Origin of the sequence: Micromonospora yangpuensis, from assembly GCF_900091615.1 — a bacterium.
Taxonomy (GTDB): Bacteria; Actinomycetota; Actinomycetes; order Mycobacteriales; family Micromonosporaceae; genus Micromonospora; species Micromonospora yangpuensis.
The window spans coordinates 365047-387202 of record NZ_FMIA01000002.1 but is presented as its reverse complement, the minus strand read 5'-3'; the positions used below and the strand labels follow the sequence as shown (position 1 = coordinate 387202).

The window sequence follows — 22156 nt, the reverse complement described above, 5'->3', positions numbered from 1 at the left end:
GAACTCCCATGCGCCTCGTCGCCTACCTGCACATCGTGTTCCTCGACCGGCTCGCCGAGCTGCGCCGGGCCGGTGACCGGGGGGACAGCCCGGTCCCCACCGCCGTGATCATCTTCGGCCTGGTGGCCGCCGCGATCGCGGTCACCGCCCTGGTCAGCACGAAGGCCAAGAGCTGGATGGACGCCATCCCCGGCCCGGCCGCCCCGTAACGACGATGCCGCGTACGCCACCGACGGCCCACGACCGGGCGGCCCCGGCCGCCCGGTGCCACCGCACGCCCGTCGCCACCCCGGTGCCGGGTCCGCCTGGTGGGCCGACCCGGGTCCGGCCGGCGTCGGTCACCGCCGCGGTGGCCTCCGGGGCGGACCGGGGGGCCAGCCCGGTGGAGTTGGCGGTGGTGATGCCGCTGATCCTGCTGCTGCTCTTCGCCTCGATCCAGGCGGCGGCCTGGTTCGTCGCGCGGGCCACCGCGCTGAACGCCGCCCAGAGCGGGGTCAACGCGCAACGGGTCCACCAGGCCCCGGCCGGGGCCGGCGAGGCACGGGCGACCGGGTTCCTGACCGCCGCCGGCGACTGGCTGGTCGGCTGGGAGCGGGCCGGCCCGCGGTGCGTCACCACCGAGACCGAGGTGACCTGCACGGTCACCGGTCGTTCCCTGTCGCTGGTCCCGGGCGTCAGCTTCCCGGTCCGGCAGACGGCCCACGGGACGGTGGAGCGGTGGACCACCGGGGATCCGCAGTGAGCGGCCGGTCCGACCGGGGGTCGGTCTCCGTCGAGGTGACGATCCTGGCCCCGGCCTTCCTGTCGTTGATCGTGCTGGCCGGCGTCGCCGGTCGGACCGCGATCGCGGCCGAGGCGATCGACTCGGCCGCCCACCACGCCGCCCGCGCCGCGTCGATCTCCCGGGACGCCGACAGCGCCGAGGCGGCGGCCCGCAGAGCGGCCCGTGAGCAGCTGGACTGGTCCGGGTTGAGCTGCACGGGCGCGCCGGCGGTGACCTTCACCGGATCGGTGGAGGGTCGGCCGGCCACCTTCGACGACGCCTTCGACAGCGCGGTGGGCGAGTCCAGCGCGGTGACCGTACGGGTCACCTGCACGGTCTCCTTCACCGACCTCAACCTGCCGGCGATACCCGGCATGCCGACCAGGCGCACGGTCACGGCCGCCTTCACCTCGCCCCTCGACCGCTACCGGAGCCGACCGTGAACCGCCGCCGGTGGTCGGTCGGTGCGGCGGAGCCGACGGGCGACGCCGGACGGGTAAGCCTCTTCCTGGCCGTCGCCATGGCCGGCGTCCTCGTCGTCATCGGGTTGGCCTTCGACGGCTCCGGCCAGCTCCGGTCGATGCAGCGGGCGGAGAACCTGGCCGCCGAGGCGGCCCGGACCGGCGGCCAGTCCATCGACCGGGCCCGCGCCATCGCCGGTGGCAGCAAGGAGATCGACGAGGACGACGCCCGCGCGGCCGTCCGCAGCTACCTGGCCGCCGCCGGGGTGGCCAGCCACTCGGTCAGCTTTCCGGTGATCGAGGGCGAAAAGCACATCCGGGTACGGGTCGACGTCGCCTACGACCGGCTACTGCTCGGCCTCTTCGGCTTCGGCGACAGCGTCACCGTCTCCGGTGAGGCCACCGCACGCACCCTCACCGAGGGTCCGTAGGAAGGATTCCGATGACAGCTCCGCGTGGCACCGCCGTACGACGAACGGGACAGGTCCTCACCGGACTCGGCGCGCTGACCGTGCTCGGCGCGGTGCTGGTCGGCGGGCCGTTGGCGCTCGTCGCCCTGGCCGGCAATCCCCTCCCCGACCACCTGCCCACCCTCGCCGAGGTCGGCAGCACCCTCACCAGCCGTGACGACGGGCAGCTCTTCCTGCGGGCGTTGGCCCTGGTGGGCTGGTTCGGCTGGGCGACGTTCGCCTTCTCCGTACTGGTGGAGCTGGTGGCGCAGACCTTCCGCCGGCCGGCGCCCAAGCTGCCCGGGATGCGCCGCCAGCAGAAGGCCGCCGCCGCGCTGGTCGGCTCGATCGCCCTGATCATCGCGGCCAGCCCGGCAGCGACCGCGGCGACCACCCTGGCCGGTCCGTACCCGGCGGCCAGCTCGCCCGCCAGCGTCACGCAGGTCGGGCCGGAACGTGCGGGGTACCCGGACTCCGGCGTGGGCGGGTCGGTCCGACTGGCCGGCCTGGACCGCACGGCGCAGTTGGCCGGCGCGGACCGCACGGCCGAGGTCGACGCGCCGGTGTACCGGGTGGCCAGGGGCGACTACCTGGGCACGGTGGCCGAGCGGTACCTGGACGACTTCGGCGACTACCGCGAGGTGGCGAAGCTGAACCGGCTGCGCGACCCGGACCGGATCCGGCCCGGCCAGTTGCTGAAGCTGCCCACCACCGCCGACGACCAGGGCTCCCGGGCGCACGCGAGTGGCCGGCTGGTGGCCCGGCCGGCCGAGGCGGCCCCGCCCGGTCACGACGCCCCGGCGCAGCCACCCACCGCCCCCGGCGGCCCGGCCTCGACCGCCCCCGGTGCGGAGGCCTCCCCACCGTCGGCCGAGCAGCCCGCGCCGGTGGTCCCGCCGTCGACCGACCACACCTCCGGCTCGCCGGTGATGGCGGTCGGGGCGTCCCGCGCGTCCGACGGCGACGGGGTGAACCGGCCGCTAGCGGTCTCCGCGGTCCTCGCCGTGGCCAGCATCGTCGGCGCGCAGATCGGTGCCGTACTCGGCCTGCGCCGCCGGCCGGCGGCACCCCGACCACCCGCGCCCCACCCCGGCCTCACCAACCCCAGCGGCCGCCACCGCCGCGACTGAGGTGTAAGGAAGGGCCCCCTCTTAACGCTTTTGGTATAGCGGGGTACCCCGCTCACGGCGCGACATGTGCACCAGCTCCGGGTGGCGGCGGGCCGGGTGCCCGCGGTCGCCAGCGGCCCCCGGCCGTGCGACCCGACGGCGAGTCGCCAGCGGACGACGGGACACTGCCGGCCATCGCAGAGGCGGGCCGAGACTCCTCAGGGCGGGACCGTCGCAGGCGGGACCGTCGCAGGCGGGACCGTCGGGGCGAGCGAGGACCGTCAGGGCAGGCGGGTCTCCAGGACGCCCTCGACCACCCGGGTCGGCAGGGTCTGCTGGTCGTTGCCGGACGGGCCGTGCACCACCTCGCCGCCGTTGAGCCGGAAGGCGCTGCCGTGCCAGGGACAGACGACGCAGGCATGCCCGTCGATCTGCTGGACCTCACCCTCACCGAGCGGGCCGCTCTGGTGCGGACAGCGCTCCAGCATGACGGTGACCTCGTCGCCGTGCCGGTAGAGGATCACCGAGACGTCGTCGACCTCCCGGGTGAGCAGCTCGCGGTCCGGCAGCGCGGCCAGCTCGCCCAGTGGGTGCCACCCCTCGCTGATCCGGTGCAGCTCCGAGACGCTCTGGTTGACCTGTGCGCCCTGCGTGTAGGCCAGGTGCCCACCGAGGTACGCCCCGGCGCTGACCGCGCCCAACCCCAGGTAGCTCAGGGCCCGGCCGGTACCGTGCCGGCCGGTCAGCCGGGCGGCCAACGACCCCGAGTAGAGGGCCAGGCCGACCACATTGGCGGCGGCGTGCACCAGGCCCACCCGACGCTGGTCGCGGGAGAGGGCCGCCCAGTCGTTGAAGCCGGCGACCGCCGCCGGCACCGCACTGACGGTGCCCAGGCCGACCAGCGCGGTGGCTGCGCGGCGCTGCCCCGGCAGCAGGTCGACCACGGCGGCGCTGATCCAGGCCCCCACCGGCACCTGCACCATCGCCGGATGCAGCGGATGACCCAGCCAGACGCCGTGCAGCAGGTCACGGACCCGCTGCGGGCGCAGGGTGGACTCGACGACACGCTGCACCCGGTCGCCCACCCGGTCCAACGCCCTGGCCTGCTCGATCTTCGTCAGGAATGCTCGCACCCACACCAACTCCCCGCCACCTTCCACCCCAAACCCCCCACCCCGGCCCAATTCGGCCGGGCCGATCGGCGCCGGCACGGGATCACCTCAGGTCGTGCAGGGCGGTCTCGATGGCCCGGTGGAAGGTCGGGTACGCGTAGATCATGTGCCGGAGTTGGCTGATCGGGACGGCCGCGTGCACCGCCACGACCAACCCGGCGAGCACCTCGCCGCCGGCCGGACCGGCCGAGGTGGCCCCGACCAGCACGCCCCGGTCGGCGTCGGCGACCAGCTTGATGAAGCCATCGCCCCGGTGGATCCAGCCCCGGGTCGACGAGGCCAACTCGGCGAAGCCGACCTGCACGTTGAGGCCGCGTTCGCGGGCCTGCCGTTCGGTGAGCCCGACCGCGCCGATCTCCGGGTCGGTGAAGGTGACCCGGGGCAGCGCCCGGTAGTCGGCCCGCGCCACGCCCTGCGGCCCGCCGACCCCCGCCCCGACCGCACCCGACCCGGCCACACCCGACCCGACCGCACCCGACGCGGCCGTACCCGACCCGGCCGTACCCGACCCGGCTGAGGCCGGCCCACCGGCGGCCGGGACCCCGCTGGCCGCGCCGACCGCGCCGCCGACCACGCTGGCCGTACCGCTGGGGTCGGGGCCGGCGGTGGCCCGGCGGGCGTGGTCGAGCAGGTCGGCGACGACGATGGCCGCCTGGTACATGGCGATGTGGGTGAACGCGCCCTCGCCGGTCAGGTCACCGACGGCCCAGATCCCGTCCCCGGCGCGCATCCGGTCGTCGACCGGCAGGTACCGCTGGTCGGGGTCCATCCCGACGGTGTCCAGGCCCAACTCCGCCAGGTGGGCCCGCCGCCCGGTGACCACCAGCAGCCGCTCGGCGGTGAACTCCGCGCCACCGGCGGCGTGCACGGTGAAGTGCTGACCGTCGTGGCTGACCCGTTCGGCCCCGACCCCGGTCTCGATCGTCACGCCGTCGGCGCGCAGGGCCGCCGCGGCCACCTCGGAGGACTCCGGCTCCTCGACCGCGAGCACCCGCTCGGACCGCTCCAGCACCGTCACCTGTACGCCGAACCGGGCGAAGACCTGCGCCAGCTCCAGACCGATCGCGCCACCGCCGAGGCTGAGCAGGCTCGCCGGCAGCTCCTCGACCTCGATCGCCTGGTGGTTCGTCCAGTACGGGGTGTCGGCCAGCCCGGGAAGCGGCGGGATCGAGGGGCGGGTGCCGGTGCCGAGCACGACGCCGTACCGGGCCTGGAACACCCGGTCGCCCACCCGGACCCGGCCGGGGCCGTCGAGCCGTCCACTGCCCCGGACGAACGTCCCGCCCCTGCCGACGAAGCGGTCCACCGCGACCCGGTCGTCCCAGGTGTCGGTGGCCTCCTCGCGGATCCGCTTCGCCACCGGGGACCAGTCCGGGCGCACCTGCGCCGTGCCGGCCAGCCCGTCCACCCGGCGGGCCTCGGCGAGCGCGTTGGCCGCCCTGATCATCATCTTGCTCGGCACGCAGCCCCAATACGGGCACTCCCCGCCGACCAGATCGCGTTCGATGCCGACGACGCTCAGGCCAGCCTCGGCGAGCTTGCCGGCGACCTCGTCGCCGCCCACGCCCAGCCCGACCACGACCACGTCCACAAGTTCCGGCTCAGCCATCCCGACAGCATCACCCATCGACCGTCCTGCGGCCACCCCGCTCACGTTCCGACCGACCCGATCGGCACCCACACCACCAGGGAGGCGGTCAGGGAGTGTCGAGGTGTTCGCCGGGTGCCGTCTGGAGCAGCCAGGACAGTGGCATCCGGGCCTGCTCCTGGTAAGCGTCACCGACCAGCCGGTGCAGGGTGACGGTCTGTCGGCTGTCCCGCTCCACCACCCAGTACTGTCCGATGCCGGCCGAGGCGTACTCCCGGACCTTGGTGACCGAGTACATCGCCTCAGAACCGGGCGAGACGATCTCGACCACCGCCAACAGACCGTCCGTCGCCGACCAGACTCCACGCGGTGGCGGCTTGCGCCACACGGTGAGGTCAGGAATGCGGCCGCCGTCACCTGCGGGCCCGGTGATGCGGATGCCGGCAGCCTGGAGCACCTGCTCTGCCGGCCAACCCGCCATGATCAGCCAGGCGAAGACCCGACTGGCGATCATGGCGTGCTCGGAGTCGGGCGGCGGCATGACCGAGAGGACTCCCTCAGGGCTGGTCTCGTACCGGTGGCCGTTCGGGTCGGCGGCGTTCATCGCCGCGAGGTCACCGAGCGTCACGACGGCAGGCATGTACCGGCCCACGGTCTCCGCGCTCATGGGCCTCATCCTAGACGATCGTCCACGTCATCAGCGGTTCCTTCCGCCCCGGCTTCGGGGCTGATCGGGTGCCCGGCCGGCCGGGGTGCTGCTCTGTGCGGCACCGCTCGTGCCCCCGGGCCAACCCGGGCCGGTGGCGGCGGCCCAGTCCTGCGACGCGGGGTTGAACACCGGAATCGCCGGACGGGCACGCTGCTCGGCGCCGGCCTGTGGCTGTGGCGGAGCGGGCATCCCGGTGGAGGCCTGCGGATTCACCGGAGCGGGCTCCGGTGAACTCTCCGGCGTGTAGATGAAATCCCGCACGTACTCGTTGAGTTCTTCTTTCTTCTGCGCGATGGGTTGGTAAGCCCTGACCAGGCTCTGCTGGTCCACAGAGGCTGGATTCCGCTCGGCGGCGTCGCGCAGTAGTCGGTACTGCTTACCAAGCTTTTGCAGCTCTTTGACGTACGCACGCGTCAGCGGCTGCGAGGCGAAGTCTGGTTCCAGACCGGCGATGAATGTGTCGAAATCAGCCTTCGTGGAGTCGTCGAGCCAGGCTGTCAACTCCCCTGTGTGGCGCTGACTGGTTGACTGACTCGATGCGGACGAGCCGCCGCCTGAACCTGTTCTCGGCACTGGTCTGCCTCCTTCCGGTGGGGTCACGGGTCGGAGGTGCTACGGACGGGAGGCCGTCGTGGTTCAACGCAGCCAGGGTGGGGGTGGCCCCGGTGGGGGCAGCGGCGGCGGGTAGTCGAGGGTACGGCGTACCGCGTCGGGCAGCCGCCACGGCTCGTGCACGGCACCCCCCTCGATCGCCGCCAGCTCCGGCAGCCAGCGTCGGACGTACGCGCCGTCGGGGTCGTACCGGTGCGCCTGGCGGATCGGGTTGAACCCCCGGTACGGGCGGGTGTCGTGGCCGGTGCCGGCCACCCACTGCCAGTTGCCTGAGTTGTTGGGCACGTCGCCGTCGAGCAGCCAATGCCCGAAGACCGCCAACCCGGCCCGCCAGTCCAGCCGGAGCTGCTTGGTCAGGTGGCCGGCGGTGATCAGCCGGGCCCGATTGTGCATCCATCCTTCGGCGTGCAGCTGCCGCATCCCGGCGTCCACGATCGGCACTCCGGTCCGGCCCTCGGTCCAGGCGTCCAGCGCGTCGGTGTCGTACCGCCAGTCCTCGGTGACGCCGGCGCGGAAGGCGGTGCGGTCCAGGTCGGGGAAGGCGGCGGCGGCCTGGTAGTAGAAGTCCCGCCAGCAGACCTGCCGGACGAACGGGTCGGCGCGGTCGGCCACCCGCTCGACCACCTCCAGGGGGGACAGACACCCGAACCGCAGGTACGGGCTGAGCCGGGAGGTGTCGTCGGCGGCCAGGTCGTCGTGCTGGTCGCCGTACCCGCCGAGGTTGGGCAGCCAGTCGCGCAGCCGGCGGCGGGCGACGGTCTCGCCCCCGGCGGCGGCGTCCGGTGACGCACCGGCGGGCAGGGCGGGCAGCCGCCCCACCGGCACCCCGGTCGGCAGCTCGATCCGCTCCGGCCGGGCGAGCGCGGTCCGCCACTGCGCGCCCTGCCAGGCCCGGAAGTACGGGCTGAACACCTTGTAGTGTTCGCCACCGCCGGGGCGCAGCGCGCCCGGGTCGACCACGGTCAGCCCGGGGAAGAGACGCAGGTGCAGGCGGTGCCGTTCGCACTCGGCGCGCAGCCGGCGTTCGCGGCGGCGGGCGTACCGGCTGACGTCGGCGGAGACCGCGATCGCCTCGGCGCCCACCTCACCGGCCAGCCTGATCGTCTCGGTCACCGGGTCGCCCTGCCGCAGCACCAGGTCACCGCCGAGTCCGCGCAGGTTCTCGCGGAGGTCGGCGAGGCTCTGGCGCAGGAAGCGGGTCCGGTTCGGTGACCGGTCGGCCAACGCCGGGTCCAGCACGAAGGTCGGCACCACCCGGTCGAAGGCCGCGCAGCTGGTGGCCAGCGCCGGGTGGTCGTGCACCCGCAGGTCGCGGGTGAACAACACGATCGCGGTACGCACCGAGGTCAGCCGCCCACCGGTCGGGGTGCCGGCACGGCGTCCGCCTCGGCCAGCGGCCCGGCCAGGTCGGGGCCGGGGACCACCACGGGGGTGCCGGTGGGGGTGAGCAGGGAACGGGCGGCCACCGACATCCGGCGACGCTGCGGCACGGTGGCCCGCCGGACGAAGACGTCGTGGTCCTGGCCGGCCACCTCGTCGAGGATGCCGCCGTAGAGGGCGTAGGCGGTGCGCATGCAGGCCTGTGAGGCGGGGTCGAGCAGGGTGATCCCGTCAGCGGCGGCCACGTAGTGCGCCTGGGCCCGGCGTACCTCGTACCGGATCAGTTCGCGGATCGCCTCGGTGCCGGCACCCCGGTCGCGGGCGGCGAGCAGGTCGTCGCGGGTGACGCCGAAGGCGGCCAGGTCCTCGTCGGGCAGGTAGGTGCGCCCCCGGTCCAGGTCCTCGCCGACGTCCCGGATGAAGTTGGTGAGCTGGAAGGCGAAGCCGAGCTGGCGGGCCGGCTCGCGGGCCGCCGCCGGATCGGAGCTGCCCAGGATCGGCAGCATCATGGTGCCGATCACCGCCGCCGAGCCCTCCATGTAGTCGAGCAGGGCGTCGTAGGTGCGGTACGAGGTGACGGTCAGGTCCATCGCCATGCTCTTGAGAAACGACGCAAAGTCGTCCCGGTCCAGGTCGAAGACGGCGATGGTGTGCAGCACGGCGGGCAGCAGCGGGTCGTCGACCGGCTCGCCGTGCAGTCCGGCGAGGAACCGGCCGGCCCAGTCGTCGAGGCGGGCGGCCCGCTCGGCCGGGGGCAGGTCCTCGGTGCGGTCGACGATCTCGTCGGCGTACCTGGTGAAGCCGTACAGGGCGTGCACATGCCGCCGTTTCCATGCGGGCAGCAGGCGGGTGGCGAGATAGTAGGTGCGGCCATGCCGTCTGTGCAGCTCACGACAGCGGTCATAGGCAGCGGTGAGGTCGATGTCCACCGTGGCCCTCCCTCGAATTCGACGCACCAATCGACGCAACTCGTAACCCTAGGGTACGCTCGTCCACATGGCCAACGACGCAGTAGCGGAAAATGACCTCCGCCTGACGGCGGACCGGCCGACCGAGGGCGACGATCCGGTGGGCGCGGTGCTCGCCGCGTACACGCGGGACCTGGTCGAGGCGGTGGACCACACCCTGGCCGCCTTCCTCTCCGACGAGGTCGAATCGCTGCGGGCTATCGACGCAGCCATGGGCGGCTTCGCGGCGACCGCGCGGGAGTGCGTGCTCTCCGGCGGCAAGCGGGTCCGTCCGACCTTCGCCTACTGGGGCTGGCGCGGCGTGGCCGGCGGGGACACTCCGCTGCCGGCGGTGCTGCCCGCGCTGGCCGCCCTGGAGCTGCTGCACACCTTCGCCCTGGTCCACGACGACGTGATGGACGCCTCGGCGACCCGCCGGGGGCGGCCGACCGCCCACCGGGCGCTGGCCGCGCAGCACGTCGCCGCCGGTCGGCGCGGCGACCCCGACCGGTTCGGCGACTCGGTCGCGGTGCTCGTCGGTGACCTCTGCCTGGTCTGGGCCGACCGGTTGCTCGCGCGGGCCGCCGTCGGCGCGGACCGGCTGCTCGACGTGCGACGCTGCTACGACCAGATGCGGGTCGAGACGATCGCGGGGCAGTACCTCGACGTGCTCGGTGAGAGCGACGCGGCGAACTGGTCGGTGGACCGGGCGCTGCGGGTGGCCCGGTACAAGACCGCCAGCTACACCGTGCAACGGCCGATGCTCTTCGGGGCCTGCCTGGCCGGTGTCGGCCCGGACGAGCCGCTGGGTGTCGCGTACACCCGCTACGGCCTGGCCGTGGGCGAGGCGTTCCAGCTCCGCGACGACCTGCTCGGCGTCTACGGTGACCCGGCGCGGACCGGCAAGCCGGCCGGTGACGACCTGCGCACCGGTAAGCCCACCGCGCTGCTGATGTTGGCCCGCCAGGCCGCCGATCCGGCGCAGCGGCGGGCCCTGGACCGCGCCGGTGGTGCCACCGACGAGCGGGAGATCGCCGACCTCGCCGAGGTGGTGGCCACCACCGGGGCGGTGGACCGGATCGAGCAGATGATCGCCGACCGGGTGTCCGAGGCGCTGGCCGCGCTGGACCTCGCACCGATCGACGAGACGGCGCGTACCGCGCTTGTCGGTCTGGCCACGGCCGCCACCCGGCGGCAGGCATGATGAGCAGTCTTTCCAGGAGGTGGGCGGCGTGCGGACGGTGAACGGACGGACAGACCGGGTGGTGGTCGTCGGCGCCGGTCTGGGTGGGTTGGCCTGTGCGCTGCACCTGGCCGGCAGCGGCCGGCAGGTGACCGTGGTCGAGCGGGAACCGGTGCCGGGCGGGCGGGCCGGGCGGCTCAGCGTCGACGGGTACGAGTTCGACACCGGTCCGACCGTGCTCACCATGCCGGACCTGATAGCCGAGGCCCTCGACGCGGTGGGTGAGCAGCTCTCCGACTGGGTCGAGCTGATGCCGCTGGACCCGGCGTACCGGGCGTACTACCCGGACGGCTCCACGCTGGACGTGATCACCGACACCACCCGGATGGCCGCCGAGATCTCCCGGGTGTGTGGTCCCCGGGAGGCCGACGGCTACCTGCGGTTCGTCGACTACGCCCGGCGGCTGTGGCAGTTGGAGCGGGCCGACTTCATCGAGCGCAACCTGGACGCCCCGACCGACCTGCTCACCGGCAACCTGCTGAAGCTGCTCGCCTCGGGCGCGTTCCGCCGACTCCAGACCAAGATCAACCAGTTCTTCCGGGACCCCCGTACCCAGCGGATCTTCTCCTTCCAGGCGATGTACGCCGGACTGGCACCACACGACGCGCTGGCCATCTACACGGTCATCGCGTACCTGGACTCGGTGGCCGGGGTCTACTTCCCGCGCGGCGGCATCCACGCGGTCTCCCGGGGCATGGCCGGCGCCGCCGAGAAGCACGGCGTCCAGTTCCGGTACGACACCACGGTGACCCGGGTGGAGACCGCCCACGGCCGGGCCACCGGCGTGACCACCGCCGACGGCGAGTTCATCCCGGCCGACGTGGTGGTGCTCAACCCCGACCTGCCGGTGGCCTACCGCGACCTGCTACCGCCGACCCGCACCCGCCGGCTCACCTACTCGCCCTCCTGCGTGGTGCTGCACGTCGGCTCCCGACAGGGCTACCGGAAGATCGCCCACCACAACATCCACTTCGGTCGGCCCTGGAAGGGCACCTTCGACGAGGTGATCCGGCGCGGCGAGCTGATGAGCGACCCGTCCCTGCTGGTCACCAACCCGAGCCGGACCGACCCGTCGGTCGCACCGGCCGGCGGGCACACCTACTACGTGCTCGCCCCGGTGCCGAACCTGGAGAAGGCCCCCTTCGACTGGCCCGGCGACCTCACCCGCCGCTACTCCGACCAGCTGATCGACACCCTGGAACAGCGCGGGTACGTCGGCTTCGGTGACGGCGTCGAGGTGCTCCGGGCGATCACCCCGGCCCAGTGGGCGGAGCAGGGCATGGCCGCCGGCACCCCGTTCGCCGCCGCGCACAGCCTCTTCCAGACCGGGCCGTTCCGCCCGTCCAACCTGCACCGCACACTGTCCAACGTGGTCTTCGTAGGATCGGGTACCCAGCCCGGTGTCGGTGTGCCGATGGTGCTCATCTCCGGCAAACTGGCTGCCGCCCGCGTCACCGGAGGTGCCTCATGACGTCCCGGGAGGGACACCTGGTCGAGCTGGTCGACGACGCCGGCCAGGCGATCGGCGAGGAGACCGTGTCGACCGCCCACGAGCCGCCGGGCCGGCTGCACCGGGCCTTCTCGGTGCTGCTGACCGATCCGGCCGGACAGGTGCTGCTGCAACGCCGCGCCGAGGTCAAGACCCGTTTTCCGTTGCGCTGGGCGAACTCCTGCTGCGGCCACCCACTGCCGGGTGAGTCACTTGTCGAGGCCGCCAACCGCCGGCTCGGCGAGGAGCTGGGCGTCGAGCCGGTCGAGCTGACCGAGATCGGCGTGTACGTCTACTACGCCGAGGACCCGCTCACCGGCCGGGTCGAGTTCGAGTACGACCACGTGCTGCGGGGCAGCCTGCCGGCGGGGGTGACGCCCCGACCGGACCCGGCCGAGGTGGCCGAGCTGCGCTGGGCGGACCCGGCAACCGTCGCGGCCGACCTGGACGTCGACCCCCGGTCGTACGCGCCCTGGCTGGGCGGCGTGCTCGACCGGCTGCTCCGGCCCACGGAGCCGTCGGGTGGCCGATGAGGCGCTGAGCGCGGGCGCGGTGGCCCGTCGGCTGGGGGTCGCGGTCACCACGTTGCGCACCTGGCACCAGCGGTACGGGCTCGGGCCCAGCCACCACGTGCCGGGGCACCACCGCCGGTACACCCCGGACGACCTGGCCCGTCTGGAGATCATGCGCCGGCTGACCACCGAGGGGGTCAGTCCGGCCGAGGCGGCCCGCTGGGCCCGGCAGGCACCCGAGCCGGGCCAGCACGTCAACGGTGGCCAGCCGCGCCTGCGCCGCGACGGTGGTGGCACCGCGATCCCGGTCGGCCGGGCCGGGCCGGCCGCCCGGGGCCTGGCCCGCGCCGCCATGCGGCTGGACCCGGTGGCGATCAGTCTGGCGATCACCCAGTCGCTGGCCGCCAACGGGGTGATCGCCACCTGGGAGGGGCTGCTGCGACCGGTACTGGCCGGCATCGGTGAGCGGCACGCCGCCACCGCCGGGTTGATCGACGTGGAACACCTGGTCTCCCGCTGCGTCTCGGAGTCCTTCGCCACGGTCGTCCGGGCCGGCACGGTCACCGGGCCGGCCCGGATCCTGCTCTCCTGCGCCGACGAGGAACAGCACACCCTGCCACTGGAGGCGCTGGCCGCCGCGCTCAGCGAGGCCGGGGTGGCGTACCGGATGCTCGGTGCCCGGGTGCCCCCGGCGGCGCTGGTGGAGGCGGTCAACCGCACCGGCCCGGCCGGCGTGGTGGTCTGGTCGCACACCCGGGCCACCGCCGACCCGCGCCAGCTCACCGCCCTGCTCGCGGTGCCCCGCCGACCGTTGCTGGTGCTGGCCGCCGGGCCGGGTTGGCGGGCCGACACGCTGCCCGCCGGGGTGGTCCGCCCGATCGACCTGGCCGAGGCGGTCTCGCTCGCCAGCGCCGTACGGGACTCCCTGGAACAGTCGACGGCGGACTGACCAGCGGTGCGGGCAGCGCCCGGAACGGTCACCGCCAGGGCCTACCGACCGGCGGTGCCGGAGGTTGGCGGCCTCGACTAGCGTCTGAGCGTCCGCCACCCCCGCCATCCCCGGGAGCGAACGTTGAACGCCCGCATCCCTCTCGCCGTCGGCCTCGGCCTGCTGCTGCTCGTCACCGGCTGCGGCGAGCCCGACAGCAGAACCGAACCCGGTGCCGCGCCCGCCTGGTCGTCCGCACCGTCGCCCACTCCCGAAGCCACCACCGGGCCCGTCCCCACACCCGCCGCCACCCCGAGCCCGACCCGCACCTCACCGCCACCACCGCCACCGGTACGGCCCCGTCCCACCGCGCTCCCCGCCGGCCTGCGCAAGACCACCGGGGTACGCGGTGTCGCGCTGACCTTCGACGACGGGCCGGACCCGGTCTACACCCCCCGGATCCTGGACCAGCTGCGCGAGGCCAAGGTGAAGGCCACCTTCTGCGTGGTCGGCACCCGGGCCCGCCGCCACCCGGAGCTGGTGGCCCGGATCGCCCGCGAGGGCCACCAGCTCTGCAACCACAGTTGGCAGCACGACATGGACCTGGGACGCCGCCCGCTGGCCGCCATCCGGGCCGACCTGAAGCGGACGAACAAGGCGATCAGGGCGGCCGTGCCGGACGCGAAGATCCCGTTCTACCGCCAGCCGGGCGGCCGGTGGACCGCCGAGGTGGTGGCGGTCGCCAAGCAGCTCGACATGCGGTCGCTGCACTGGACCGTCGACCCGCAGGACTGGGCCAAGCCCACCGCCGCCACCCTCACCAAGCGGGTCCACAAGGCGGTCCGCCCCGGCGCGGTCGTCCTGCTGCACGACGGAGGCGGGGACCGCACCGCCACCGTCACCGCCTGCCCCCGGCTGATCACCGAGATCAAAGACCGGTACGGCATCACGAAGGCGCGCTGACCTGGCACTTCCCGGGACACAGCGCCCAGCGCCCTACCGGTTTGGTCGAGCGGCCGAGCATCACGTATGCTTTCGAAGCCTCCGGCGGGGCCGGATGGGAGCAAGTCCGCTTGAAGTTGCGAGTGTGCAATGATGGCGGGGCCGCCCTCATCGTCTAGCGGCCCAGGACGCCGCCCTTTCAAGGCGGTAGCACGGGTTCGAATCCCGTTGGGGGCACGATCCGGCTCCGGCCGGAGGCAACACATGAGGTCCTGTGGAGCAGTTGGAGTGCTCGCCGCCCTGTCAAGGCGGAGGTCGCGGGTTCAAGTCCCGTCAGGACCGCAGCGCCGACGCCGCGCTCTTCGCGCGGCGTTCTGCGTATCGGCCCAGGTGCCCCACTACGGGTACGATGAGCCGAAGATACGGCCAGGTAGCTCAGTTGGTACGAGCGTCCGACTGAAAATCGGAAGGTCGGCGGTTCGACCCCGCCCCTGGCCACATAGCCTTTCGCCGGGCTACAGGAATCCTCACCTGCGGAAACGCCGGTGAGGATTTTCCTTTTCCCGGACACACGCAGCGCCGGTGCGGTCGGCCCCGGCTTCTCGAACCCGCCCGGACATGAGCCGTTGGGCAACCCGGACGCAGATCGGCCTCAGAGTGGCTGGCGCGACCTTGGGCCTCCTCAAGGGCTGAGGTAGCCGGCGATTCTCGGCCCGCCCCGGCCAGCACCACCTCACTGGACCAATGCGCCGACGACACACTTCGGCGGGCTGCGGGGGGTGTTACCAGGGGGTATGGTCCGGGCCTATGGGACAGGGGAGCACAAACGTCCGGCAGGAGAGCGCGCGGTTCTCGCTACGCAGCAGTCTCGTGGTCCCGGTCCCCCCGGAGGAGGCATTCGCGGGCTTCACCGGCGGCCTGGCCGGCTGGTGGGTCCGGGAGTACACCTGGTCCGGCCCGGTGGCCCTGGTCGAGCTGGGCGTCGAGCCCCGGGCCGGCGGCATGCTCTACGAGATCGGCCCGCACGGTTTCCGGGCCGACTGGGGACGAGTTCTCACCTGGGATCCACCACACCGGCTGGTCTTCACCTGGCAGATCGGGCCGGACCGGGCACCGCTGCCCGATCCGGCCACGGCCAGCGAGGTGGAGGTGTGGTTCCAGCCGGACGGCCCGGGGCAGACCCGGGTGACGGTGGAGCACCGGCACTTCGACAGGCACGGCGCGGCGGCCGAGGGCTACCGGGAGGCCCTCACCGCCGGCTGGCACGAGCTGCTCACCCGTTACCGCGCCTCGCTCGCCTGACCCCGCCCCGCGCCCACCAGGGCGGCTCAGGCGGGCAGAGCGGGGTTCGGTGGCGACGGGGTGGGGATGGCGGTGCCGCCCAGGTCGGCCCGGTGACCGGCCTCGACTCCGGAGCCGAACCCCCGGCCGACCAGCCGTCGGGGTGGCGCGGTCCGGAGCCGGGGATAGACCTCGGCGACCCGCCGCTGCACCCGGTCCGACCGGTCGGCAAGCACCAGGGCGTACGAGGGGCCGTCGATGCGGGTGGCCGCCCCCGCTTCGGCCTGGCGTAGCCGCTCACCGATCACCTGGGCGAAGCCGGCCAGCCAGGACCGGCGGAACGCGGCCGGCTGTTCGCCTGCCGGCACGATCGCCCCGGCCAGGCCGTGTGCGGCCTGCACCAGCAGCGAGGTGAAGAGCAGATCGACCCGCGCCAGGTCGCTGGCGAAGCCGAACAGGTGCAGCTGGTACCCGGCGCCGTCCCGGCGACGTACGCAGCGGCAGCGCAGCGGATCGGCGACCGCGGCCAACAGGCCGGCCTTGTCCCGGGCGTACGGGGCCGGGACGTCCACCACCCGGTCACCGACCGGGTCGACGCCCGGGTCACGGGCAGCGAGCAGGGCCTGATCGACGCCGTACCGGGCGATCAGTTCGGTGGCCTTGGCGGTGAACGCGGCGGACTCGGCGGCGGTGCAGGCCGGGTCCTCGGCCTTGGCCAACAGCTTGCGGATCTTGCTGAGCATGGCCTCCGGCATGTGAACAGAGCTACCACACCGGCCGGGGACGGCTGGGGGCGACAGGGCATCCATCGACGCGTACCATCATCGCGATGCATCATCCGTCCATTGCGGACGGTCGGATCGAGCAGTTGGAGGTGGGTATGTCAGTCAAGATCGCCCGGGTGCTGGCCACGACGGTCGCGGTGTCGGTGGCCGCCCTCGGCACCCCGGCCGAAGCCGCGCCGCAGAACCAGTTCGGCACCACGGCCAGCTGCTACGGCGGCTCAGTCCGGTCGTACTTCGAACGCGCCGGCTCGGGAGGCGACGCCGGGCCGTACCGGACCAGCACCCGTTGCCGGGACATCAACGTCCGCAACGCCAGCCCGTTCGCGGTCGACGCCTGCGTGATCTTCATCGACCAGACCGGCAAGTGCAACTACTGGACCTACCTGCCCGCCAAGTCCGGCTGGGTGGTGGTGGCCACCAACGTGCGCGACGGGGTCAACTTCAAGGTCCGTTTCGTGACCCAACGCTACGAGTACGAGCCGCTGACCGCCCACCACGCCTACTGAGCGCGGCTGCGCAGCGTGGCCACCGTCGACCCGGCCAGGGTGGCCAGGCAGTCCGGCAGCTGACCGTCGGCCACCGCCGCGCCGAACAGGGCCTCGCCGGCGTCCTGGTCGTGGTTGGCGTACGCACTGACGAACCGGGCGACCCAGCGGGTGTCGTACCCGGCCTGGTCGATGCCGGGGAAGTCGAGCGCGGCACCCGAGCCGCGCGGGCCGTCCCCGACCATCGTGGCGGCCAGGCACCAGGCCACCTCGTAGGCACCGGCCAGCCCGGATCGGTCGACGACCGTGTCGAACGCCTGCGCCACCCCGACCCCGTCGCCGTCCAGCGCCGAGTCGAGAATGGCGGTGGCATCGTCGACCAGCTGCTGTGATAGGTCCGTCACTCGCCGCACAGTAGGAGGATAGGTCAAGTCGCTCACGCTGCACAGTGACCCGGTGACGTTCGGTGCCCGGCGGTGCGTGGCGGTCAATTGATCCGGCTCCTGACACCCACCTGCTCCGACAGCACGCTAAGGTGCGCAGCGGACCTTTCCCGCAGGAAGGACGACCATGCTCGGTACCCGAGTCCCGCGCGCCGCCGCACTGGCGGTGACCGCGGCGCTCCTGCTCGCCACCAGCGCGTGCGGGACGGACGAGCCCGAAGAGGCGGACACCCGACCGGTGCGCCTCTACGGGAGCGACGGCAACATGCAGAACTCCTTCGCCGCGGAGTTGAAGGACCGGGCCGACCTGGTCGACGGCATGAAGGGCACGACCCCGCTGACCCGGCTGCCGGAGAGCTTCACCAACCGGCTCCGCGCGGTCGACCCGAAGCTCACCGACTTCCTGTACGCCGCGGAGTCGTACGACGCCGTGGTGATCAGCGCGTTGGCCGCCCAGCTCGCCGGCAGCACCGAACCGGCCGCGATCGCCAAGCAGATCGTCGGCGTCACCAACGGCGGGCAACGCTGCGAGGACGTCGCGAAGTGCCTGGAGTTGGCCCGCGACGGTCAGGACATCGAGTACCGGGGCGTGTCGCTGAACCGGGCCGGTTTCACCGACACCGGTGAGCCGGCCACCGCCAGCTACGCCACGCTGCACTTCGACGACCAGAAGATCGACGACGGCAAGACCGAGTTCGTCGGTGCCGGTGACGAGTCGAACGCGAGCACCAAGGCACCGCCGCGGGCGCGCAAGCAGACTCCGGCGGTGCTCCGGGACTCCGGTGCCCCGCTGGTCCTGGGCGGCCTGCTGCCGCGTACCGGTGACCTGGCTCTGGCGTACCCGCCGCTGGCCGCGGGTTCCGCGCTGGCGCTCAGGGAGATCAACCAGGCCGGCGGGGTGCTCGGCGAGCCGATGGTGTGGATCGACGGCGACGACGGCACCAACCCGACCGTGGCCAAGGCCACCGTGGCGTCGCACGTCGCCGCGGGGGTGCACGTCATCATCGGCGCCGGCGCCTCGGGGATCTCCCGGGAGGTGCTGCCGGACGTGGTCGCCGCCGGCCGGATCCTCTTCTCCCCCTCCAACACCGACGCCAGCCTGAGCAAGGTGGACGATCAGGGGCTCTACTTCCGTACCGCCCCACCGGACAGCCTCCAGGGTCGGGCGCTGGCCGACGTGATCCTGCGCGACGGCCCGCGCCGGATCGTGCTGCTGGCCCGCAAGGACTCCTACGGCGAGGGCCTGCAGGGGTACGTCCAGGCCGAGCTGGAGCGGGCCGGCATCGGTGACGACCGGGTCAAGCTGATCACCTATCAGCCGCCGGACAGCCCCGAGGCCCCGCCTGTCGACTTCGGCTCCGCCGCCCAGGAGATCAGGGACTACCAGGCGGAGGCCGTGCTGATCATCGGCTTCGGTGAGTCGGCCCCGCTGATCCGGGCCCTCGACGACGCCGGGGTGCGGCTGCACCGCTGACCCGCCGCGCCGCACCCCACCGGGTGCGGCGCGCCGTCGCTGAACCGCCGGGGTCAGTCCGCCGGGCGGCGGGTGCGGCCCCGCTCCAGGAACTCGGTCATCCGGCGGTGCTTCTCCTCGTCGGAGAAAAGGACCGCCTGACTGACCAGGTCCAGGTGCGGATGGGCGGCCGGTGGGGCGTCCACCGCCAGCTTGGTCAGCCGCAGCGCCAGGGGCGATCCCTTGGCTATCTCGTCGAGCAGCCCGTGGGCGACGTCCAGCAGCTCGCCGGGCTCGACCACCACCCGGTTGACCAGGCCGATCCGCAGCGCCTCGGCGGCGTCCACCCGCCGGCCGGTGAAGAGCAGTTCCTTGGCCCGGGCCTCGCCGATCAACGCCGGCAACCGGTGGGTCGCGCCGGCACCGGCCAGGATCCCCAGTCGGACCTCCGGCTGACCGAAGACCGCCCGGTCCGTGCACACTCGAAGATCACACGAGTACGCCAGTTCGGCGCCGCCGCCCAGCGCCGGCCCGTCCACGGCCGCCACGGTCGGCATGGGCAGGGCCCGGACCCGGGCGAAGGCCGCGGAGTTGATCGCCGCGAGCGCGTCCAGCCGACCCCGGTCCCGCAGCTGGCCGATGTCCGCCCCGCCGGCGAAGATGCCCTCGGTACCCCCGGTGAGCAGCAGCAGCCGCGGGCGGGCCTCCAACTCGGCGCAGACCTCGTGCAGCGCGGCGATCAGGTCGGCGTCGATGGCGTTGCGCTTCTCCGGCCGGTCCAGCGTCACCACCAACCGGTCCGGGTGTTCGGTGACCCGCAGTCCACCGCTCATCGGGTCGGCTCCCCGTCCGGGGAGTCCACCTTCGACCCGTCGACCCAGCGGTAGAAGCCGTGCCCCGACTTCTTGCCCAGCCGGCCCGCGGCCACCAACTCCTCCAGCAGCGGCGGCGGGGCGAACCGGTCGCCGTACGCGGCCTGGAGCGTGTGGGCGATGTCCAGCCGGACGTCCAGTCCGACCAGGTCGGTGAGCTCCAGCGGACCGACGGGATGCCGGTAGCCCAGCACCATCGCCTTGTCGATGTCGGCCGCGCTGGCCACCCCGTCGGCGAGCATACGGATCGCCTCCAGGCCGAGCGTCACGCCCAGCCGTGAGGTGGCGAAGCCGGGCAGGTCGCGTACCACGACGGGGTCCTTGCCGAGCCGACGGGCGAGCGCGACACCCGCCGCGGTGGTCTGCTCGGCGGTGGCCGGGCCGACCACGACCTCCAGCAGCGCCATCGCCCAGACCGGGTTGAAGAAGTGCAGCCCGAGGAAGCGCTCCGGGCGGTCCAGCCCGGCCGCCAGCTCGGCGATCGGGATGCTGGAGGTGTTGCTGCCCAGCAGCGCCGGGCGCAGCGTGGCGGCCTGGCGCAGTACGGCCCGTTTGAGCTCCAACCGCTCCGGTACGGCCTCGACGACCACGGCCGGTTCGGCGGCTACCTCGGCCAACCCGCCGACCAGGGTGAGCCGTCGCCGGTTCGCGGCGGCCTCCTCGGCGGTCAGCCGGCCGCGCCCCACCGCCCGGTCCCAGAGGTCGGCCAGTCGCTTCCCGGCCGCCTGGGCCCGGTCGGGGTCCACCTCGACCAGTTCGACCAGGTAGCCGGCCCCAGCCGCCACGTACGCGATGCCGAGGCCCATCGTGCCGGCCCCGACCACGACACAACGATCGCCGGTGCCACCACGGGGGTCACCCGGGTCCGGCCGCTCGCTCCACTCGCTCATGCCGCGACCCTATGCAGCGCCGACCGGCCCGGCATGCCCGGGGCCGACGGGCAGGGCTGACGGGTACGGCCGACGGACACAGCCGGTGAGCCCGGCGGACCTGCCGACGGTCCCGGTCGGGCATGATGACGGGCCCGGCAGGCGTGGGGACGGACCGGATCGGGTACAGACGGCGGTCAACCAAGGGAAGGAACAAGTCGATGAGCCAGGCACCGGAGATTCTGCCGAGCACGCCGGACACGGAGGCCGCGGTGGCCACGGGGAGCACCGAGACCGTGGAGACCCGTGGCGACGAGCGCATCGAGCTGCTGCGCGCGGACACCAACAACGACGGGCAGACCGACGTCTGGGTGGTGGACACCGACGGTGACGGCAAGGCCGACCTGTTCCAGTTCGACACCGACGGTGACGGCAAGGTCGACGTGACCATGGTGGACCTCGACGAGGACGGCACCCCGGACGAGGTGGTCGACGGCGACGGCGGTCTCCCGCCGGAGCAGCTTCCGCCCACCGTCGAGCTCTGAGGCACCACCGTCGAGCTCTGAGGCACCACCGTCGAGTGCTGAGCACCGCCGTGGAGCGCTGAGCACCGCCGTCAGGACGACCCCGCCGGGCTCCGGCACCCCCGGGAACCTCCCGGGCACCCGGGCCCGGTGGGCGACCGCTGAGGCCGGTCGTTGCGGCATTCACGGCCGTCCCCCGGCCATCCCGGCCACTCCGGCCGTCGCGGTCCTCGTGGCCGGCATCCGATCGGGTCGCCCGGCGGGCCGGGGGTCAGCGGCCGGGTCGGCGGTGCTCAGCCGGTCAGTCGGAGGGTGGCCAGGTAGTAGGGGGCGTCCCGGTCGTCGACGTCCACCAGCTGCCAGGGTGAGCCGTGCACCAGCTCGGCCAGCTCCTCGGTCGAGCAGCACAGGTAGTCGAACCAGTCGGTGGCCAGCTCGCGGTAGCGCAGCCGGAGCCGGAGCTGCCCGCCGAGCCGACCCCGGCGCCGGTTGCGCTCGTGGTAGCCGGTGTGCACCGGGTCCCGGGTCCCGTACGGGTCGGTGCCGTGCGCGATGACCTGCGCGCCGGGCCGGGCCAGCGCGGCGAGCGCGGCCAGGAAGGCGGGGGCCCGGTCCCGCCCCTCGATCAGCCCCAGGTTGTTGCCGAGCAGCAGGAACGTGTCGTACCGCCGACCGTCGGCGACGTGCTCGTCCACCGTCGCGTGGACCAGGTCGCGCACCCCGCGCCGGCGGCTGACCCGCAGCGCGCCCAACGAGGTGTCCAGCCCGGTCACCGGCACGCCCCGCTCCTGCAGCAGCAGGGCGATCCGGCCGGCGCCGGTGCCGATGTCCAGGGTCGCACCGACTACCCGGTCCACCGCCCGGTGGTCGTACGGCTGCCAGTCCGCCGGCTCGTCCAGGTAGTGCGCGGCGGGTGCGCCGTTGATCAGCCCGTCGTCCCGTTCGATGATCTCGATGACCGGGCGGGGCAGTCGACCACCCACCAACGGCCGGGGCCCGATCCCGGTGGCCACCGCGAGGGCGTCCCGCAGCAGTTCGCCGTACGCGTCGCCGGCCCGTGGCTGTTCGGTCACCGGAATCACGCGGTCCACCTTCCTGTTAACCGGGCTTCGGAGCGCCCGACGGGGCCGTACCCTGGCG

25 protein-coding genes and 3 tRNA genes are annotated in these 22156 nt (G+C 73.3%); 17 read left to right on the top strand and 11 right to left on the bottom strand.

The window, feature by feature from the left end; translation table 11 throughout:
• The first annotated feature begins 8 nt into the window (after positions 1–8).
• Genes GA0070617_RS01930 through GA0070617_RS01910 form a run of 5 tightly spaced genes read left to right on the top strand, consistent with a single transcriptional unit; the run spans position 9 to position 2803 of the window.
• Entirely contained in the window at positions 9–209 is a 201-nt protein-coding gene (locus GA0070617_RS01930; protein WP_091433128.1) for a hypothetical protein, read from the top strand.
• A 5-nt stretch (positions 210–214) separates the two neighbouring features.
• The gene (locus tag GA0070617_RS01925; RefSeq protein WP_091433125.1) at positions 215–742 is read left to right on the top strand and encodes a TadE family protein; all 528 of its coding nucleotides are present in this window, start codon (positions 215–217) and stop codon (positions 740–742) included.
• Positions 739–1206, top strand: a complete 468-nt coding sequence (locus GA0070617_RS01920) for a TadE/TadG family type IV pilus assembly protein (protein WP_091433122.1) — start codon at positions 739–741, stop codon at positions 1204–1206. The genes GA0070617_RS01925 and GA0070617_RS01920 overlap by 4 nt, the downstream gene beginning before the upstream one ends.
• Positions 1203–1655: a pilus assembly protein TadG-related protein gene (locus GA0070617_RS01915; RefSeq protein ID WP_091433119.1), complete on the top strand. Its 453-nt coding sequence runs from the start codon at positions 1203–1205 to the stop codon at positions 1653–1655. Before GA0070617_RS01920 ends, GA0070617_RS01915 begins: the two co-directional genes overlap by 4 nt.
• 11 nt (positions 1656–1666) lie before the next feature.
• A complete protein-coding gene (locus GA0070617_RS01910) occupies positions 1667–2803 on the top strand; it encodes a LysM peptidoglycan-binding domain-containing protein (RefSeq protein ID WP_091433116.1) in 1137 nt (378 codons plus the stop codon).
• 260 nt (positions 2804–3063) lie between these two features.
• On the opposite strand, the gene GA0070617_RS01905 is transcribed toward GA0070617_RS01910, so the two are convergent.
• The 6 genes from GA0070617_RS01905 to GA0070617_RS01885 form a co-directional block, all read right to left on the bottom strand.
• Positions 3064–3915: a Rieske (2Fe-2S) protein gene (locus GA0070617_RS01905; RefSeq protein WP_091445751.1), complete on the bottom strand. Its 852-nt coding sequence runs from the start codon at positions 3913–3915 to the stop codon at positions 3064–3066.
• A gap of 82 nt (positions 3916–3997) precedes the next feature.
• A complete protein-coding gene (locus GA0070617_RS01900; protein WP_091433112.1) occupies positions 3998–5563 on the bottom strand; it encodes a dihydrolipoyl dehydrogenase family protein in 1566 nt (521 codons plus the stop codon).
• Between the two features lie 88 nt (positions 5564–5651).
• Positions 5652–6209, bottom strand: a complete 558-nt coding sequence (locus tag GA0070617_RS01895; RefSeq protein WP_091433110.1) for a Uma2 family endonuclease — start codon at positions 6207–6209, stop codon at positions 5652–5654.
• 30 nt (positions 6210–6239) lie between these two features.
• Positions 6240–6752 (bottom strand): hypothetical protein, encoded by a 513-nt coding sequence (locus GA0070617_RS29545; RefSeq protein ID WP_139135551.1) that lies wholly within the window; start codon positions 6750–6752, stop codon positions 6240–6242.
• Between the two features lie 135 nt (positions 6753–6887).
• Entirely contained in the window at positions 6888–8204 is a 1317-nt protein-coding gene (locus GA0070617_RS01890) for a cryptochrome/photolyase family protein (protein WP_091433106.1), read from the bottom strand.
• A 5-nt stretch (positions 8205–8209) separates the two neighbouring features.
• Entirely contained in the window at positions 8210–9172 is a 963-nt protein-coding gene (locus GA0070617_RS01885) for a phytoene/squalene synthase family protein (protein ID WP_091433102.1), read from the bottom strand.
• A 67-nt stretch (positions 9173–9239) separates the two neighbouring features.
• On the opposite strand from GA0070617_RS01885, the gene GA0070617_RS01880 reads away from it, so the two are divergent.
• The 9 genes from GA0070617_RS01880 to GA0070617_RS01840 all read left to right on the top strand — a co-directional run bounded on the left by GA0070617_RS01880 (position 9240) and on the right by GA0070617_RS01840 (position 15606).
• Positions 9240–10394, top strand: coding sequence for a polyprenyl synthetase family protein (locus GA0070617_RS01880; RefSeq protein WP_091433097.1), 1155 nt, complete (start codon positions 9240–9242; stop codon positions 10392–10394).
• Positions 10395–10422: 28 nt separating this feature from the next.
• Positions 10423–11904 (top strand): phytoene desaturase family protein, encoded by a 1482-nt coding sequence (crtI, locus tag GA0070617_RS01875; RefSeq protein WP_091445749.1) that lies wholly within the window; start codon positions 10423–10425, stop codon positions 11902–11904.
• Complete coding sequence (gene idi / locus GA0070617_RS01870; RefSeq protein WP_091433093.1) at positions 11901–12455, top strand: isopentenyl-diphosphate Delta-isomerase; 555 nt, start codon at positions 11901–11903, stop codon at positions 12453–12455. Before crtI ends, idi begins: the two co-directional genes overlap by 4 nt.
• Positions 12445–13383: a MerR family transcriptional regulator gene (locus GA0070617_RS01865; RefSeq protein WP_091433090.1), complete on the top strand. Its 939-nt coding sequence runs from the start codon at positions 12445–12447 to the stop codon at positions 13381–13383. Before idi ends, GA0070617_RS01865 begins: the two co-directional genes overlap by 11 nt.
• Positions 13384–13506: 123 nt before the next feature.
• Positions 13507–14325 (top strand): polysaccharide deacetylase family protein, encoded by an 819-nt coding sequence (locus GA0070617_RS01860; protein ID WP_091433087.1) that lies wholly within the window; start codon positions 13507–13509, stop codon positions 14323–14325.
• 143 nt (positions 14326–14468) lie between these two features.
• Positions 14469–14541, top strand: a tRNA-Glu gene (locus tag GA0070617_RS01855).
• A 31-nt stretch (positions 14542–14572) separates the two neighbouring features.
• Positions 14573–14646 (top strand) — tRNA-Asp (locus GA0070617_RS01850).
• Between the two features lie 82 nt (positions 14647–14728).
• A tRNA-Phe gene (locus GA0070617_RS01845) sits at positions 14729–14802 on the top strand.
• Positions 14803–15111: 309 nt separating this feature from the next.
• On the top strand, positions 15112–15606 hold the full coding sequence (locus GA0070617_RS01840; protein ID WP_091433083.1) for an SRPBCC family protein: 495 nt from the start codon (positions 15112–15114) through the stop codon (positions 15604–15606).
• 26 nt (positions 15607–15632) lie between these two features.
• Here GA0070617_RS01840 and GA0070617_RS01835 read toward each other — a convergent pair whose 3' ends face one another.
• Positions 15633–16340 carry a DUF2786 domain-containing protein gene (locus GA0070617_RS01835; RefSeq protein ID WP_091433080.1) on the bottom strand — a complete coding sequence of 236 codons (708 nt, stop codon included), beginning with the start codon at positions 16338–16340 and terminating at the stop codon, positions 15633–15635.
• A 74-nt stretch (positions 16341–16414) separates the two neighbouring features.
• Here GA0070617_RS01835 and GA0070617_RS01830 point away from each other — a divergent pair, with 74 nt between their 5' ends.
• Positions 16415–16876, top strand: coding sequence for a hypothetical protein (locus tag GA0070617_RS01830; protein WP_091433078.1), 462 nt, complete (start codon positions 16415–16417; stop codon positions 16874–16876).
• Here GA0070617_RS01830 and GA0070617_RS01825 read toward each other — a convergent pair.
• Positions 16870–17259 (bottom strand): hypothetical protein, encoded by a 390-nt coding sequence (locus GA0070617_RS01825; RefSeq protein WP_091433075.1) that lies wholly within the window; start codon positions 17257–17259, stop codon positions 16870–16872. The genes GA0070617_RS01830 and GA0070617_RS01825 overlap by 7 nt on opposite strands.
• 166 nt (positions 17260–17425) lie before the next feature.
• On the opposite strand from GA0070617_RS01825, the gene GA0070617_RS01820 reads away from it, so the two are divergent.
• A complete protein-coding gene (locus tag GA0070617_RS01820; RefSeq protein WP_091433072.1) occupies positions 17426–18772 on the top strand; it encodes an ABC transporter substrate-binding protein in 1347 nt (448 codons plus the stop codon).
• A 53-nt stretch (positions 18773–18825) separates the two neighbouring features.
• Here the strand turns inward: GA0070617_RS01820 and GA0070617_RS01815 are convergent, their stop codons facing one another.
• A complete protein-coding gene (locus tag GA0070617_RS01815; RefSeq protein ID WP_091433069.1) occupies positions 18826–19584 on the bottom strand; it encodes an enoyl-CoA hydratase/isomerase family protein in 759 nt (252 codons plus the stop codon).
• Positions 19581–20513, bottom strand: coding sequence for a 3-hydroxyacyl-CoA dehydrogenase family protein (locus tag GA0070617_RS01810; RefSeq protein WP_091433067.1), 933 nt, complete (start codon positions 20511–20513; stop codon positions 19581–19583). Before GA0070617_RS01810 ends, GA0070617_RS01815 begins: the two co-directional genes overlap by 4 nt.
• A 200-nt stretch (positions 20514–20713) precedes the next feature.
• On the opposite strand from GA0070617_RS01810, the gene GA0070617_RS01805 reads away from it, so the two are divergent.
• Positions 20714–21037: a hypothetical protein gene (locus GA0070617_RS01805; protein WP_308472687.1), complete on the top strand. Its 324-nt coding sequence runs from the start codon at positions 20714–20716 to the stop codon at positions 21035–21037.
• Positions 21038–21309: 272 nt separating this feature from the next.
• On the opposite strand, the gene GA0070617_RS01800 is transcribed toward GA0070617_RS01805, so the two are convergent.
• A complete protein-coding gene (locus GA0070617_RS01800; RefSeq protein ID WP_091445746.1) occupies positions 21310–22089 on the bottom strand; it encodes a class I SAM-dependent methyltransferase in 780 nt (259 codons plus the stop codon).
• Between the last annotated feature and the right edge of the window lie 67 nt (positions 22090–22156).